We start from the raw sequence: 16,139 nt of genomic DNA on the forward strand, positions 1-16,139 counted from the left end.
TCCTTGCTCGTGGATCATACGGAGAAAGCTCGCGCTTTCCATGGTTGGAAAGCTATACCGCTCGGCCTGGGTCCAGGGGTCCGAGGCCGGGGTTTCCTTCGTTCAGCGAGGGACCAGGCCGGGCGAGGGGAACGCCTGGATCCGCCAGTCGGCGCATGAGTCCGTATCCCGGTTCGCCGGGAAGCGCTCCAGGCTCTGGCCCCGAGGTGGGGCGGGGCAACGCGGCGCGCTTCCCCATTCCACCCGATCGATCTCCCCCTCCGGTCCGATCAGAACGACCTCATCCTGGGTGTTGTTTAGGTTCCACGAGCCTCGCCCCCAGCTGGGGTCCGGGATGAGATCCGGGACCCGCGGATCCATCCCTGCCAGCTCGAAGTCCGGGAGAACCCCATAGCGGGCGGAGAACGCCTGGGCCGACACGGCCACCACGATGACCTGCCCGGGCCCGAGGACTGTTCCGGCGGGAAAGCGATACATCCCTTCGTAGTCCCCCGGGGTCGCCGCGTCGCCGATCCTATAGCCTGAGAGATCCAGCGGGACGCCGTCCGGATGATACAGCTCCACCCACTCTTCGTTCGGATCGATCCCTGGGGCGTTGACCAGCACCTCGCTGATCAGCAGGTGGGGTGGCCGGTAGCCGTGAAAGACCAGAGGGAGATACACCTTGGGCCGGGAGAGTTCCCAGTCGAAGCGGAACAGTTCACTCAGGGCGGCGAACCCCTCCTCCGATCGGAAGAAAAGCGTTAGCTCCCGGTTCAGCTTGTGAGAAGTCTCGGTGCCATTGGCCGAGCTCAGGAGGATATAGGGCTCCCCCCGGAGGCGGATGAGGGTCATTTTGTTATGCAGGCCTCGCCCGCCCGGGTTCCCCAGGCGCGCCTGGAAGGTGTCGGAAAGGGTGGGGCGGAGCGTTCGCAGGGTTTCGATCCACGCGATCGTCGCCGCGTTGTTGCGGGGTGCTGTGGGATCATCGTAAAAGCGATCCAGCAGCAGGCGCACCGATGCGCCGCGATCCGCTGCTTCGATCAGCGCGGTGAGGTAGAGATTGGGGGAGATGATGGGAGCACTGGCCGGATCGGCGGCGCCCGGTCCCCACCAGGCCGGCACCGTCAGCTGTTGGGCTTCGATTCGATCTCCCGCGCCCGCTTCCCGGAGCAGCGGCCACAGGCCCGCATTTAGGTTCAGCATCCCCTCCGGCCCGACGATGAGGGTGAGATCCGTCGCGGTGATCGGGATCGGTTCCGGGAAACGGACCGGGTAAGCGCTCCCGCCCAGGGTGAGGGGTGGGGTGTAGGTCGGTGGGGGATTTTCCGTCAGCGGCGCCACATCCCGGAAGATCGAAGCCGTATCCTGGCGGAATAGTTCGTTCAGAAAGGCGGCGGCCTCAGGGGATTCGAACGCCGCCAGCACGCCCCGCTGGCCATCCGTGCCATCCCCCTTCGGATCATCTGGCATGGCCCGCGGACTCAGGTTCTCCGTCCCGATCAGCACCCCCTGGTCATCCCGGACCAGGAACTTGGCGTGGGCGTAGGCGTAGCGGCGTAATGCGGGCGGGATCGCCGCCGGCGCGTTCCGCATGATCAGGCACTGGCCGCCCGCCTCGCGCAGAAGCCGGCAGGCATAGCGTTCATCGTCCGTGATCCCACCGGGGGGCGTTCCTTCCAGGAGCAGAGTGACGGAGACGCCCCGCTGCGCGGCCGCGGCCAGCCGCTCGGCCAGCCGGGGATGCTCAAAGGTGAACATCTCCCCGCGGATGGAAACCCGAGCGCCGTCGATCCAGGCAGCGACGGCCTCGAAGGCGTGATCGGGAGCCACGATGAGCGTCATCGGGATCATCCCGGTGATCCGCAGCGGCCGTTCATAGCGTTCCGGCGCCCATCCCGGGAAGCGGACCCGGCGCCCCTGCCATGGATCCCGGGCATCGCTGGCCCAGTCGTCCGCGGTGTCCGTGTCGATGGGAAGCCCTGTAGAAGGATCCAAGCGGCGGACCAGGATCCGACCTTCGCTCCGGGCGCCCGGGATGCTGTAAACCCGAACCCGAGGACCGTGCCATCCGATAGTCTCCGTGTAGCCTTCGCCGTAAAGCACTGCGTCGACCAGTGCCCCGGCGGAATCCCGAAGCACGACCTCATCGCCGGAATTTGCGAAGCCGGGCCACACCCCGCTCACCGGGCGCACTGTCTCCAGGCCGTCAGTGAAGACGGCGGCGTCCGGCGGATGCCCAAAGGCCATTGTGAAGGAAAGCGCGTGGTGAGCCACCCAGATCGACGTCCCCGGGGTAATTGTGAACCCCAAGGGGAACCTCAGCCCTCCCGTTCCCGTCAGGCGGTCGCGCAGGCTCCATCCGCTCAGATCAACAGGCCCTGGGCCGAGAGCGGTCAGCTGGACGGCTTCATCGGGCTCGCCGGAGAATATGCCATCGGGATGGACCGCGGTGATCCATACCCGGGGGGTTTCCGCCCGGGAGCGTTGGAGGATGGGGGGGAGCAGGGCAAGCAGGATCATTCCGCTCAGGCCCAGAAGCGCCGTCAGGATCAGACGCGGGATTCGAGGCATTGCTCCTCCGGATGATGAGGCTGACGGTGTCCATGAACATGATAGCGGCCGGTTCTCCCTGAGACGGGGGAGTGGGCGGAGCATCGAAGGCGCTGCACCCGGTCTTCCGATCCTCGTGGGGTAAAATCGACAGCGTAGCTCTCCCCATAGCTGGGGTTGCGCATGCTCCGAGCGCTGCTGGAACCACTGAAGTGCATGCTGGAAGAAAGCCTCGATGAGGCCCGGGTGGTCGGTGGGGCGGTGCGGGATCATCTGATCGGCCGGGAGCCGAACGATTTCGATGTGGTGGTGGTTGGCCCGGCCTTGCGCCTGGCCCGCGCCCTGGCCGATCGGATCGGCGGGTTCTTCTATGTCCTCGACGCCCGGCGGGAGTTCGGGCGGGTGGTCTGGCGAAGCCCTGAGGGCCGCCGGTTCTATATCGACCTCACCCGACGGGAGGGCGCCTCCTGGGAGGAGGATCTCCGGCGCCGCGATTTCACCATCAATGCCATGATGGTTGACCTCGATGCCTTCCTCAGCGGGGGGTCGTTTGTTCCTTTTGATCCCCTGGGGGGGCTGGAGGACCTGAAGGCTGGGCGGTTGCGCCTCTGCGCTCCCGATGCCTTCCATCAGGACCCCGTCCGGATCCTTCGAGCGGTCCGCTTCGAGGCAGAGTTCGGGCTGCGGATGACGCCGGAGACGGAACAGGCGCTCCAGGAAGCGCTCCCCGGGCTGGCCCGGGTCGCCCCGGAACGGGTGCGGGAGGAGCTGGTCAAAACCCTGATGATCCCTCCCGTCGTCCGCAGCCTGCGGCGGATGGAAACCTTGAGGATCCTCCCCGAGGTGCTGCCCGAGGTGGCGAATCTGCGTGGGGTGGGTCAGAGTCCGCCCCACGTGTGGGATGTGTATGAGCACACGCTGCGGACTGTTGCCGCGATGGAATGGTTGCTGGGAGGCCGGGCGGAGTCGCCCGAGTGGCATGATCTCCCGCCGCGATGGGCGGAGATCGAGGCGGCAATGGCTCCATGGGGGGAGCGCCTTTTCGCTCGCTGGGAGGAAGAAGTGGCGATCGATCACCCTCGGCGGGCATTGCTATTGCTGGCCGCGTTGCTGCACGATATCGGGAAACCGGCGACCCGGACGGTGGAGCCGGATGGACGGGTGCGGTTCATCGGTCATGAACGGGTGGGGGCGGCATGGGCCGCCCATCGCCTGACCGCCCTCCGCTTCAGCAACGATGAGATCGCAGAGATCGAGATCCTGGTCCGCCATCATATGCGGCCGCATGGGCTGGCGCGGGGGCGGCTTACGCCGCGGGCGATCTATCGGTTTTTCCAGGAGGTGGGGGAATCGGGTGTGGATCTGGCCTTGCTGGCCCTGGCGGATACCCTGGCCGTCTGGGGCCCCACCCTGACGGATGCGGTCTGGGGCCCCCGACTGGAGACCGCGCGGGCTCTGTGGCGGGCCTTTTTCGAGGCGCCAGAGCGGTTCGTCCGGCCGGTTCCCTTGGTTCGAGGAGAGGATCTCTTGGCCATGGGGGTGCCGGAGGGTCCACAGATCGGCCGCATCCTGGAGGCGATCCGCGAGGCCCAGGCGGCGGGCGAGATCGCCACGCGGGAGGAAGCCCTCGCCCTCGCCCGACGGCTTATCGATGAAGCCGAGGGGCATTGAGCCGCGGGCTCAGAGCGATGGGTTGGGCGGAGGAGCTTCCGCCCTGACGTGGATGTCGCCGAGGAAGCGGCCGCTATCGGTTGCGAAAGAGACGCCGCGCCCCGCCCTTATCGTCCTCAGGGGTGTTCGCGGAACCGTGGGCTATCTGTTATACGGCGGCCTCCATCGCCTCCCCCAGGGCCTCCTCGAAGATGCGGAGCCCTTCTTGGATCTGCCCGGCGGTTACGATGAGGGGCGGGATCCAGCGGATGACGTGGTCATAGGTCCCGCAGGTGAGCAGGAGCAGGCCGCGGCGGAAACAGGCGGCCTGGACCGCCTTCGCCAGCGCGGTATCCGGTTCGCCATTGCGGGTGAACTCCACGCCCACCATCAAGCCGCGCCCGCGCACATCCCCGATGGCGGGGAAGCGGGGGGCCAGCCGGCGCAGGCCTTCCAGCAGCTCCGCCCCGCGGGCTGCCGCATTCTCCGGGAGCTTCTCCTCTTTCATCGCCCGGATCGTCGCCACGGCCGCCGCGCAGGCGACGGCGTTGGCCCCGAAGGTTCCGCCATGGGTGCCGGGTTTCCAGCGGGCCATCAGATCCGCCCGCGCCGCGATCCCCGACAACGGAAGCCCAGAGGCGATCCCCTTGGCCATGATCAGGATGTCCGGCGTCACTCCCTCGTGCTCCACCGCGAAGAAGCGCCCGGTCCGCCCGAAGCCGGTCTGGACCTCATCGGCGATCAGCAGGATGCCATAATGATCGCACCGCTCCCGCAGGGCGGTTAGAAAGCCCCTCGGGGGCACCACGTAGCCGCCCTCGCCCAGGATGGGCTCCACCAGGATGGCCGCCGTCTCCTCCGGGGCCGTCTGAGATTTGAGGAGGAGATCCAGCTCCCGAAGGCAGAAGCGTAGCGTGGTCTCCTCATCCCAGCCATAGCGATAGGCATACGGATAGGGCGCGACGTAGACGCCGGCGGGCAACGGCTGATACCCAGCCCGATAGATCGTCTTGCTGGTCGTCAGGGCCATGGCCATGTGGGTCCGCCCGTGGAAGCTGCCCTGGAAGACGATGATGTTCGGCCTCCCGGTGGCGTAGCGGGCCAGCTTCACCGCCGCCTCCACTGCCTCCGCGCCGCTGTTAGCGAAGAAGAAGGTATCCAGCGGGGTGGGGACGACGGTGAGCAGCTCCTCCACCAGTTCCAGCACCGGGCGGTGGATGACGATGTTGATCTGACCGTGGAGCAGGCGGGCCGCCTGCTCCTGGATCGCGGCCACCACCTTCGGATGGCAGTGTCCGGTGTTGGTCACCCCGATCCCACTGGTGAAATCCAGATAGCGCCGACCGTCGCTCGCGTAAAGATAGACGCCTTCGCCGTGGGCAACTTCGAGCTCGAAGATGCGGAGCCATACAGGGGCGAGATGAGCTTTGGCCGACATGGGAACCTCCGGCGGATGAAGAGCTCGAGGGCAGGGTAGGGGAACGGGGGCGCCCCATCCCTACCCTCCAGTCTCTATGTTAGAACACGCGGCCGCCTAAGGGAACCTCGGCATCGGGCCGCAGGAGGACCACCCGGCCGGCCTCATCGGGAACGCCCAGGACCAGCACTTCGGAGTTGAAGCCGGCCACGTTTTTGGGAGGGAAGTTCACTACCGCGATCACCAGCGTCCCGACCAGCTCCTCCGGCCGGTAGCGATCCGCTAGCGCGGCGCTACTGGTCCGGACGCCGATCTCGGGGCCGAAGTCGATCCAGAGCCGGATCGAAGGCTTGCGCGCCCGCGGATGCGGCTCGGCGCGGAGGATGCGCCCCACCCGCATGTCGACTTTCCAAAAGTCTTCAAAGGCGATGAGGGCCATGGGAGCCTCCGGACTTGTAGGTTTAACATGAGATTTACACGGTCGCGTTCGAATTCGGAAGACGCGATCGTCCCTTCTTGCCTATGCGTTCATGGAGGGGCCAGGGAGGGGGGATGCTCCACATGCCGGCGGAAGACGCCCATAATGGCCTTTCGGCCGGGAGGACAGCGAAGGCCGGCCTCCTGGGAGCAGGCACGGCGGGTAGGAGCCGCTTCACGGGCGACCTGGGGTTGGGGCGAAAGCCCTGCCAGTTTCCAGAGGGGACGGGCACGGGTGGCGGGCCGCCCCGGGGATGGGAAATCGATGCGAAAGGTGACGGGGGAATGTGTTACAATCAGAGTGATGGGGAAGGTCCCTCAAAGATCCGAGAGCCAGCAGCGGAGCGCTTTCCATGGATGAGTTTGAGCGGGCCTTTGAGCGGTTTGAATCCCAGATGGAGCGCCTCCTTCAGGATGTCCTGACCCGCCAGCGATGGCTGTCGCGCTATGGGAACGCTTGGCGTCCCCCTACGGATGTCTATGAGACCGATGAGGCTGTGGTGGTGCGGGTGGAGATCGCCGGGTTGCGTCCCGAGGACGTGATGGTGGCGCTGCACGACCGCTGGCTGGTGATCAGCGGCTACCGGCACGATCCCACCCCCAAGGTTGCCTATCATCAGCTGGAGATCCATTACGGGGAATTCCATGTGGAAGTCTATCTCCCTTGGGCTCTGGATGCGGATGCGGCCCAGGCGACCTACCGCGATGGCTTCTTGATGGTGACGCTTCCTAAGAAGCCGCCGCTGACCATTACGGTGCGGACGCCGCGGCGTCTGCAGATTCGGTCGGAGACGAACTCGTGAGCGCCCATCCCATCCTTCGAAGCGAAATGAGGATGATCGCAATGGCGATGCGACCTTTTGGGATTAATTGGGAAGACTACTTCCTGGGCGAGGAGAGCGAGGAGATCCCCCCGATGGGGATCCAGCCGGAGGCCGGGCGGGCCCAGGCGGAGCCCGCGGTGGAGATTCCGGAGGAGCTGCCTATTCTCCCCCTGCGGGGCGTGGTGGTTTACCCGCTGACCGTAGTCCCTCTGGCCATCGGGCAACCCCGATCCATCCGGCTGATCGATGATGCCGTCCTGGGCAGGAAGCTGATCGGGCTGGTGGCCAGTAAGCGGCCGGAGCTGGAAGAGCCCATGCCCGAGGACTGCTACACGGTGGGCACGTTGGCCCTCATCCAGCGCCTGCTCCGGATGCCCGACGGCACGATGCGGATCCTGGTCCTGGGCCTGGAGCGGATCCGCATCACGGAATACACGGCCACTCAGCCCTATCTGAAGGCCCGCGTGGAGCGCCATCCGGAGACCATGACCCCGGGTCCGGAGCTGGAGGCCCTCCGCCGCAAGACCGCCGAGCTCTTCGCCCGCATGGTGGAGCTGATCCCCGGCCTCCCAGATCAGCTGGGGTCGATGGCGATGGCGGTAGAGGATCCGAAACAGCTGGCCTATGCGGTGGCCACATATCTCCGGATGTCCCTCCAGGAGGCCCAGGAGATCCTGGAGCTGGACGATGTGGCCGCGAAGTTGCACAAGCTCATCGCCCTCCTGACCCGCGAGATCGAGGTCCTGGAGCTGGGCCGCAAGATCCAGTCGGAGGCGCAGGCTCAGGTGGAGAAAATGCAGCGGGAATTCTTCCTCCGCCAACAGCTGGAGGCGATCCGCCGGGAGCTGGGCGAGGCCGATGAGCACCAGCTGGAGGTCGAGGAGTTCCGGCGGAAGATCGAGGAGGCCGGGATGCCGCCGGAAGCCCGACGGGAGGCCCTGCGGGAGCTGGAACGCATGGCCAAGCTGCCCCCCGCCTCCGCCGAATACGGCGTGATCCGCACCTATCTGGACTGGATGGTCAGCCTCCCCTGGAACAAGACGACCCCCGACAACCTGGATGTCGCCCACGCCCGTAAGGTCTTGGATGAGGATCACTACGGCCTCCAGGATGTCAAGGAGCGGATCCTGGAGTATCTGGCGGTGCGCAAGTTAAAGCAAGAACGGGCGGCGCAGCTGGAGGAGCTGGAAACCCGAGATTATATCCGCCGGGCCCGCGAGGGGGCCATCCTCTGCTTCGTTGGGCCGCCAGGGGTGGGGAAAACCTCCCTGGGCCAATCGATCGCCCGAGCAATGGGGCGCAAGTTCACCCGCATTGCCCTGGGTGGCATCCGCGACGAGGCGGAGATCCGGGGCTTCCGCCGGACCTACGTCGGGGCCATGCCCGGTCGTATCATCCAGGCGCTGCGCCGGGTGGAATCCCGCAACCCGGTCTTCATGCTGGACGAGGTGGATAAGATCGGGGCAGACTGGCGGGGCGATCCGGCTTCGGCGTTGCTGGAGGTGCTAGATCCCGAGCAGAACAGGGAGTTCCGGGATCATTATCTCGATGTGCCTTTCGATCTCTCCCAGGTGCTCTTCATCTGCACCGCCAACCAGCTGGACACGATCCCGGCACCCCTTCGGGATCGGATGGAGATCATCTTCATCCCGGGATACACGGAGACGGAGAAGTTCCACATCGCCATGGGGTATCTGATCCCGCGGCAGCTGCGGGAGAACGGCCTGTTGCCCGGGGAGATAACCTTCACCGAGGCAGCGGTGCGCCGCATCATCCGAGAATACACTCGCGAGGCGGGAGTCCGGAGCCTGGAGCGGGCCATCGGACGGGTCTGTCGCAAGGTGGCTACTCGCATCGCCGAAGGGGCCACGGAAGCTACCATGGTGGACGCGGAGGATGTCCCCCGCTATCTGGGCAAGCCGCTGTTCACCGAGGAGGAGCTCACCCACCGGGTGGAGGTTCCAGGGGTGGCCATCGGGCTGGCATGGACGCCGACGGGGGGCGATGTGCTCTTTATCGAAGCGACGCGGATGGCGGGGAGTAAGGGGTTCGTCCTCACCGGCTCCCTGGGGGAGGTCATGCGGGAGTCCGCCCAGGCGGCCTTGAGCTATGTGCGGGCCCACGCGAAGGATTACGGGATCCCGGAACGGTTCTTCGATCAGAGCGACATCCACATCCACGTGCCCGCGGGCGCTGTGCCCAAGGATGGTCCTTCGGCGGGCATCACCATTGTCACCGCGCTTGTCTCCCTGCTCACCGATCGCCCGGTGCGACCGGATGTGGGGATGAGCGGGGAGATCACCTTGCGGGGAAAGGTGCTGCCGGTGGGCGGGATCAAGGAGAAAGTGCTGGCCGCCCACCGAGTAGGCCTGCGCATGGTGATCCTGCCGAAGCGGAATGAGAAGGATCTGGAGGACGTCCCCGAGGACGTCCGCCAGGCGATGCAGTTCGTGCTGGTGGAGACCATCGACGAGGCCCTGCAGGTGGCGTTGCAGGACCGTCGGGAAAGCGCTCGGGCCGTCTCCAAAGACGGCGCGCGGCGCTCCCGTGCGTCGGCGAAGGCGAAAACGAGGCCCTCCTCCCGATGATCCGGGCCCACGGAGGGGAAGGGATCTTCCCGCCGCACTGAACGCAGGCTCAAGGGGATTGAGTCCTATCCGAGAATCTCTCTACCCCCTTGGTTGGATGTGCTGCCTATGGCGACCGTCATGATCATCGAGGATGATCCTCTGATGGCCCGGATGTTAGCCACCCTGCTGGAGTTCGAGGGCTATGCGACGGTGATCTGCCCATCCCCCGAACAGGCCCTGGATTGCATCCGGGAAGCCCGGCCGGATGTGGTTGTGATGGACTTCTATCTGGGGAAGGCGAGAGCGCCAGGGCTGTTGCGTTCGTTGCGGAAGGACCCAGATCTCCGAGGGGTGCGGGTGATTGTGGTTTCTGGGGATGATCAGGAAACAGCTGCGCGGGCCGCAGGAGCGGACGAGTTTTTGTTAAAGCCGTTTCCCATGGAAGAGTTGATTCAGCGCATCCGGAAGCTGGGCTGAGCAAACGTGGATCAGGCGAACCGGAAGGGTTTAAGAATCCAACAGGCCGCTGGAAAGCCACCGCTTCGCTTTGGGGCTCCGCATCTCCCAGGAATCGACGGAATGGAGGTCCAGGATGAGAACTCAATGGCTGATCGGTGTTGCGGGGGCCGGTATTCTGATTCTTCTTATAGGGGCTTATCAGAGCCTCTCTCCACATCCTTCCGTGTATGCTCAATCCTCCTGTGTCGGTGAACCGGACAATAATTATATCACGACAACCCAATCTATTAACGTTGGGACTTTAGCTAATCCTGCGAATTGTAATGAAACGCTGACGCCTGGAGATATAGATTACTTCAAAATTGCGTATGTGGGTGGGAATGTATATGTGATCACCGTTACTGTCCCTTCGGCTTCCATGTTGAGGGTAGGGATCTCTCTGCAAGATTTTAATGGGAATCAGCTTTTCATTTGTGAGGAGGAAGGAATTCGCAATGTGCCTTGCTGGAGCAGTGGTTCAACAGCACATCTTCGATGGTTTCAGTCTTCAAATGCGCTTGTTTATTTACAAGTTCAGAACTTATCTTCTGTCACGGACACCTATACTTTGACAGCGCAAACGATAGGGACAGCGACTCCCACCCCCACGTTGACGCCGACACCGACCGGCACACCCCTCCCCACTCCCACGCCGACCCCTTCTCCCACGTCCACCCCGGCCGGGTTCCCGGATGCGTTCGAGCCGAACTATGATTTCGATCACGCTGCGTTGATTGGGCTGGGCACCAAATACACGGGCCTGAACTTCGTGCCGGTGGTCCCTGGGACGGAGGACAACGATTTCTTCAAGCTGTGGGTGAAGCCGGGGATGGTGGTGACTTGCGAGACGCTGGATCTCACCCCGGGGACCGATACGAACATGATCATCTACGATGCGAACCGGAATGGGATCGCAGGCAACGATGATGTGGATACACGGGCTGGGGATCTCCGGAGCCGGGTGACGGTCGCGGTGACATGGGAGGGCTGGATGTATGTGCTGGTCGGGCAGGGGGGGCGGGGGATCGTCTATGGCTCCGGTTACAGCCTGCAATGCAATGTCGGATTGCCGCCGACCGCCACCCCCACGCCGACCCGCACACCGCGGCCGATCTCAGAAATTCCCCCGCCGCCCACTGCCACGCCGTTTCCTACGTTCACCCCGATCCCGACCGCCACCCCTACGCCCCTACGCCTGCGGGTTCTGGCGTTAACGCCTGCTCCTACGCCGGCCGGGCAACGCATCGAGGTGACGGTGGAGATCTATTACGATGCCAATGGCAACGGCGCGCCGGATCCCGGGGAGGGAGTCGTGGATCTGCCGGCATGGCTGGTCAGTCTCCGGGGAGGGCAGGTGATCGCTCAGGGGACCACCGATGAAACAGGGCGGGTGATCCTCCAGGGATTTGCGGAAGGCCGCGTGCGTCTGGTGATCCCTTATCTGGGCATTGTTCGTTCGGTGGAGAACGGTGGGGTGGTGACCGTTCGGTTGAATCCGGTTTCCATGCCGACGCGCCTGCCCTGATTCTCGGATTTGCGGGAGGATGAGATGATCGAGCCGGAGGGAAACCCGTCGGAGTTCGGGAGGAGGGTTCGGGCCCTCCTCTCCCGCTGGCGGGAGCAGGCGCGAGGGCGATGGGAGCAGATTCCTCCGGGCCTTCGCCCGGTGCTGCTGGCCAGCGTGAGCATAGGGGGGATGGGACTGGTTCTATTCATCGCCGGCCTTGTGCTGCTTGTTCGCGCCGCGCAACCGGCTTTGCCCGCGCCGATCGGCGGGGTGGGGACTCCTTCCTTCCCATTTCCGCTCCGAATTCGGGTGAAGGAGGTGAGCTTCCGGGTGGCTCCTCTCGCCGTGCGGGGGGGAAGCTGGCCGGTTCCACCCGGGCGGAGCGATACGGCTTACTGGATGGAAGGCACATTCGCGAATCTGGTGTTCGGCCTGCCCGATCGTCCGGAAACCCGGCGTCTGATCGAGGGATTGCGGGAGGGTGATCTCGTGGAGGTGGAGATGAGCGCGGGCCCGGCGCTTCGATTTCAGGTCTCCGGCCGGCAACAGATACGGCCCGAGGATACGGCGATCCTCTCCCAGCACCGCCCGGGGCTTACGCTGTTGCTGGTGGGTGGGGAGCCGCGATGGGCGGTAACGGCCTCCCCGCTTCTGGAAGGGCCCGCTGAGCTCCTAACCGCTGGGCGTGTTCCGATCGGCCTCTCGGTGCAGATGGGATCGATCCGTTTGACGCTGAAAAGCGCGGAGCCACGCTGGAGCGGGCCCGGGATCCCTGCAGATTTTGTGGGGGTGGTGCTCCGGTTCGAGATCGTCCATGCCGGGGGAGAGCCTCTGGCCCTCGAGGGCTTTGAGATGAATCTGGTCGATGCCGCCGGGCGACGATATCAGCCTACCCCGCTGGAGGGTGTCCCGGTTCCATCCGGCCGGATCGCCCCGGGCGGCATGGTGAGTGGGCAGGTCGCCTATCTTGTTCCTCGCAACAGCGCGGAGGGAGTTCTGGTCTGGCAATTCCATCCGTTTCCGGGGCGAACCGCTCCGGTGGAGGTGGAGTTTGAGCTCCCTCGCCCCACCCCGACGCCGGAGCCGGAAGCCATGCTCCAGATTCAGATCCAGAGTGCCCAGTGGATGCCCGAGGAGCAGGCGTTGGTCATCCGAGGGGGGATCGGGAACCCGGGCGATCAACCGGTGACGCTGGAGGCGACGGAGGTGGAACTGGTCGGGCCGGAAGGCCAGCTGGTGCCGCTGATGGAGGCCTCCCCAGCGCTTCCCTGGGTGATCTCGGGGGGCCGGAACCTGGGATTCGAATTGCGGTTCGCGTTATCCACCCCGGGCCCGCTCGTTCTGCGGATTGGGAGGGAGCGCTTTCAGATCCGCTGAGGTGAAGGAGGGAGGGCGATCCGATTTCCCACGTAAGGAGGCGGCCATGGCGATCTATATCATGCTCAGCACCTTGACGGATGAGGGCGCGGAGACCATTAAGGAGCGACCCGAGCGCATCCTGGAGGTGAACCGCGAAGTCGAGGCGATGGGAGTGAAGGTCCTGGCCCAGTATGCAGTGCTGGGGCCGTATGATTTCGTGAACATCGTGGAGGCGCCGGACAACGAGACGGTCGCTCGGGTCTCGGTGGAACTGTCCTCTCGGGGCAGCGTGAAGATTATGACGCTCCCGGCTATCCCGATCGAGGAGTTCATCCGCCGGGTGAAGGGATAAACGCGGCGTTCCGGCTGCTGGAGCGCCCGCTTTCGATGAGATCCGGGGCGGGCCCATGGGCCATCGCCGTATCATCCGCCTGTGCCCAGTCTTCATGCGAGGCACGCTGCTGGCTTTCGATCTTTACATTGCCTTCCTCTTTTGGATCCAGGCCCGCTGGGCCCGGCGGTCGGAAACCCGATCCCGGGCGCGGATGAGCGCCCTGGTGGCGTTGGCGCATCTTCTGTTCTTCTGGCTGGTCGTTGGGGCAGGGATTTATTTGCCGCGAGGAGGGGGCGATCTCTGGGGTCAGCTATATCCGATCTGGGCGTTCGTGGCCGCCGAAGTGCGCCGTGGGCGTTTTCCCCTCTGGAACCCCCGTTTGCTGGGCGGCGATCCGATTTTTGCGGAAGGACAGTTCGGTCTCTTCAACCCCTGGAACGGCCCGCTGTTCGCTCTGGATCCCCTCCCTATCGAGGCGGTGCTCTGGCGTGCCATGCTGCCGACCCTCTGGGCGGGCCTCGGCATGCTTCACCTGCTTTCCCGATCTCGATGGATTCGGGTCTCCCCGCCGTCGGCGCTGGCTGGTAGCCTGGCGTATATGTTCTCCTCCCCCTTTGTAGTCCATCTGGGTCATCCCCAGATCAGCGAGGCGATGGCCGGGTTCCCATGGGCACTGCTGGGGCTGGAGCAGAGCATGCGGCCTGGGGCGCCGGTGCGCTTGCTTCGGGGCGGCATCGCAATCGCCTTGATGGTCTTCAGCGGGCACGGGCAGGCCGTTTCCTACGCGCTGCTGGGAGCCGCGGTGGGGATACTGCTAATGCCGGGGCCGGGATCCCTGTTCCGACGCTGGCTGCGGGGGATTGTGGCCATGGGGCTGGGGATCCTCCTCGCCGCCCCGATGCTGGTTCCGGCGATTGAGCGCCTGCCCATGACGGAGCGAGCAGTGGTGCCGCTGGAACAGCGACATGGCTATGAGATGGCCTGGGAGGATCTCCTGGATCTGCTTTCTCCCCTCATCCATGGCCGGAACGCGGCAGAGTGGTGGTCTGCCCAGCGGGGGCGGGTCGAGACGGGATATATCGGAGCCGTGGCACTGGCCCTGGCGGTCTTCGGGGCCTTTCGCCCTCCAAAGGGGCGAGCCGTGGGGCTGCTTCTATCCATCGGGCTGCTGGGGCTGGGGCTGGCGCTCGGTCGTGCTTCCCCCCTCTATGTGCTGTTGTCCTCCCTGCCTGTCTTCGGTCTGGCATGGAAAACGGCGCGTGCGGTGTTCCTGCTGAGCTTCGCCCTTGCCGTTCTGGCGGCCTGGGGCCTGGAGCATCGACGGCGGTTCTGGAATCTGACGTGCGTTCTTCTCATCGCCGGAGGGCTGATCGGAGCGATCCCGCTGCTCCTTCGGATCGTTCCCCCCGGGATCCCCCGGGAGCGGGCACTCGTGGGGCTGGCCCTCGCCACCGCATGGATGCTGGGCCTGATCGGAGCGTATCGAATGCCGTCCCGCCGGGGTCGCTGGATCGCCCTGGCGCTTCTCCTGGGAGAGCATCTGATGGTGAGCGCCACCGCTGAGATCGAGGGACGCTCCCCGCTGGAAGGCTTCGTTCATCCCCAGGCACTCGCTTTCCTGCGGTCCGATCCCGGATGGTTCCGGGTCGATGTCGATCCATCCGCGTGGGGCCTGTGGCCTCCGAACGCCCTCCAGGTTGCCGGGTTCGATACGCCTTTGGGAAGTGGGAACCCGATGAACCTGCGAGCGTTCCCTAGCCTTTACTGGATGATCCCGAATCGAACGGCGCCGGCCTATCGGATGCTGGGGGTGAAATACATCGTGGTGCCAAAAGGGCATCCGCCGGGCGGGGAAGGGATCTGGCCGGTGTTTGTGGAAGATCCCCAGGTGGATGTGCACCTGCATACCGGCGCGCTCCCCCGGGCCTGGCTGGTCTACCGGACGGAGGTCGTGGGCGCTCAGGGGGAAGCGCTGCCCCGCGTGCTGGCCTCGGATTTCGCCCCTGAGCGGGTGGCGGTGGTGGAAAACGGCCCGCTTCTGGATGGGGAAGGGAAAGGCCGTATCCAGCTATTGCGCATCGAGCCCCATCGGCTGGAGCTGCATGTGGAAACGGATGCACCGGCGCTGCTCGTGCTCAGCGAGGTCTTCTATCCGGGATGGCAGGCCTTTCTGGATGGATGCCCTATCCCGATCTACCGGACCAATTTCACGTTCCGCGGGGTCTTCGTCCCGCCCGGAGCGCATGATCTGGTGTTCCGCTTTCAGCCGGCCTCTCTAACGCTGGGCCTGATGCTGGCGATGGCCGCCCTGGGCGGCGTCCTGCTGGCCCATCTTGCCGATTCCGGCTGTCGGGGTTTCGCCCGACCCCGGTCCGGGGCCTGCGGATGTTCGCCGTGAGGGACGCCTTTCTGTGTAGGTTGGGTTGGCCGGATCCATCGCGCTAACCCTCTTGGGAGGGAAGGGGCCCGGAAGGGATGGGCAGGCCCAGGCGGCGGCAGAGCATCGGGATCAGGCCCCCGGCTTCCAGGATCGCCCGAACGGTTGGGGAAAGCGGCGGGAAGGGAAAGATACCGGCTTGGCAATGGATGGTGCCGGTCTCCAGGTCGATCTCGATCTCCTCGCCCGGCTCGATCGCATCGACGGCCTCCGGACACACGATCGGCAGCAGGCCGTTGTTGATGGCGTTGCGGAAGTAGATGCGGGCAAAGGATTTGGCAATGATCGCTCGCACCCCGGCAGCTTTCAGGGCGATCACCGCCTGCTCCCGGGAGGAGCCGCACCCCCAGTTGCGGCCGGCCACGATAATATCTCCTGGCCGAACCTCCCGGGCGAACGCCGGATCCAGATCCTCCAGGGCATGGCGAGCCATCTCCACCGGATCGGTGATCGTGTAAGTGTATTTGCCGGGGAAGATGACATCGGTGTTGATGTGATCTCCATACTTCCAGACGCGGCCGCGCAAACGCATGG

General features: G+C 65.0%; 12 protein-coding genes. 8 read left to right on the forward strand and 4 right to left on the reverse strand.

The window, feature by feature from the left end; genetic code table 11:
- Positions 1-102 precede the first annotated feature (102 nt).
- Positions 103-2,553 carry a lamin tail domain-containing protein gene (locus tag ACFMO3_RS02605; protein ID WP_376788879.1) on the reverse strand — a complete coding sequence of 817 codons (2,451 nt, stop codon included), beginning with the start codon at positions 2,551-2,553 and terminating at the stop codon, positions 103-105.
- A gap of 162 nt (positions 2,554-2,715) precedes the next feature.
- On the opposite strand from ACFMO3_RS02605, the gene ACFMO3_RS02610 reads away from it, so the two are divergent.
- Positions 2,716-4,203 (forward strand): CCA tRNA nucleotidyltransferase, encoded by a 1,488-nt coding sequence (locus tag ACFMO3_RS02610; protein ID WP_376788880.1) that lies wholly within the window; start codon positions 2,716-2,718, stop codon positions 4,201-4,203.
- 148 nt (positions 4,204-4,351) lie between these two features.
- On the opposite strand, the gene ACFMO3_RS02615 is transcribed toward ACFMO3_RS02610, so the two are convergent.
- Together ACFMO3_RS02615 and ACFMO3_RS02620 are read right to left on the reverse strand one after the other, a co-directional pair.
- Entirely contained in the window at positions 4,352-5,620 is a 1,269-nt protein-coding gene (locus ACFMO3_RS02615) for an aspartate aminotransferase family protein (protein WP_376788881.1), read from the reverse strand.
- Between the two features lie 79 nt (positions 5,621-5,699).
- Positions 5,700-6,038 (reverse strand): tRNA-binding protein, encoded by a 339-nt coding sequence (locus ACFMO3_RS02620; RefSeq protein ID WP_376788882.1) that lies wholly within the window; start codon positions 6,036-6,038, stop codon positions 5,700-5,702.
- A gap of 391 nt (positions 6,039-6,429) precedes the next feature.
- On the opposite strand from ACFMO3_RS02620, the gene ACFMO3_RS02625 reads away from it, so the two are divergent.
- The 7 genes from ACFMO3_RS02625 to ACFMO3_RS02655 all read left to right on the forward strand — a co-directional run bounded on the left by ACFMO3_RS02625 (position 6,430) and on the right by ACFMO3_RS02655 (position 15,566).
- The gene (locus ACFMO3_RS02625) at positions 6,430-6,879 is read left to right on the forward strand and encodes an Hsp20/alpha crystallin family protein (protein ID WP_376788883.1); all 450 of its coding nucleotides are present in this window, start codon (positions 6,430-6,432) and stop codon (positions 6,877-6,879) included.
- A 113-nt stretch (positions 6,880-6,992) separates the two neighbouring features.
- Complete coding sequence (gene lon, locus ACFMO3_RS02630; RefSeq protein WP_376788927.1) at positions 6,993-9,488, forward strand: endopeptidase La; 2,496 nt, start codon at positions 6,993-6,995, stop codon at positions 9,486-9,488.
- A 108-nt stretch (positions 9,489-9,596) separates the two neighbouring features.
- Positions 9,597-9,947, forward strand: coding sequence for a PleD family two-component system response regulator (locus ACFMO3_RS02635; RefSeq protein WP_376788884.1), 351 nt, complete (start codon positions 9,597-9,599; stop codon positions 9,945-9,947).
- Positions 9,948-10,536: 589 nt separating this feature from the next.
- Positions 10,537-11,493: a hypothetical protein gene (locus ACFMO3_RS02640; RefSeq protein WP_376788885.1), complete on the forward strand. Its 957-nt coding sequence runs from the start codon at positions 10,537-10,539 to the stop codon at positions 11,491-11,493.
- A 24-nt stretch (positions 11,494-11,517) separates the two neighbouring features.
- Positions 11,518-12,852 carry a hypothetical protein gene (locus tag ACFMO3_RS02645; RefSeq protein WP_376788886.1) on the forward strand — a complete coding sequence of 445 codons (1,335 nt, stop codon included), beginning with the start codon at positions 11,518-11,520 and terminating at the stop codon, positions 12,850-12,852.
- Between the two features lie 46 nt (positions 12,853-12,898).
- On the forward strand, positions 12,899-13,186 hold the full coding sequence (locus tag ACFMO3_RS02650) for a GYD domain-containing protein (RefSeq protein WP_376788887.1): 288 nt from the start codon (positions 12,899-12,901) through the stop codon (positions 13,184-13,186).
- A 55-nt stretch (positions 13,187-13,241) separates the two neighbouring features.
- Positions 13,242-15,566 (forward strand): hypothetical protein, encoded by a 2,325-nt coding sequence (locus ACFMO3_RS02655; protein ID WP_376788888.1) that lies wholly within the window; start codon positions 13,242-13,244, stop codon positions 15,564-15,566.
- Positions 15,567-15,609: 43 nt separating this feature from the next.
- Here the strand turns inward: ACFMO3_RS02655 and ACFMO3_RS02660 are convergent, their stop codons facing one another.
- The gene (locus tag ACFMO3_RS02660; protein WP_376788889.1) at positions 15,610-16,137 is read right to left on the reverse strand and encodes a 3-isopropylmalate dehydratase small subunit; all 528 of its coding nucleotides are present in this window, start codon (positions 16,135-16,137) and stop codon (positions 15,610-15,612) included.
- Positions 16,138-16,139 lie beyond the last annotated feature (2 nt).

The sequence above is a fragment of the Thermoflexus sp. genome (assembly GCF_042408815.1).
Classification (GTDB): Bacteria; Chloroflexota; Anaerolineae; order Thermoflexales; family Thermoflexaceae; genus Thermoflexus.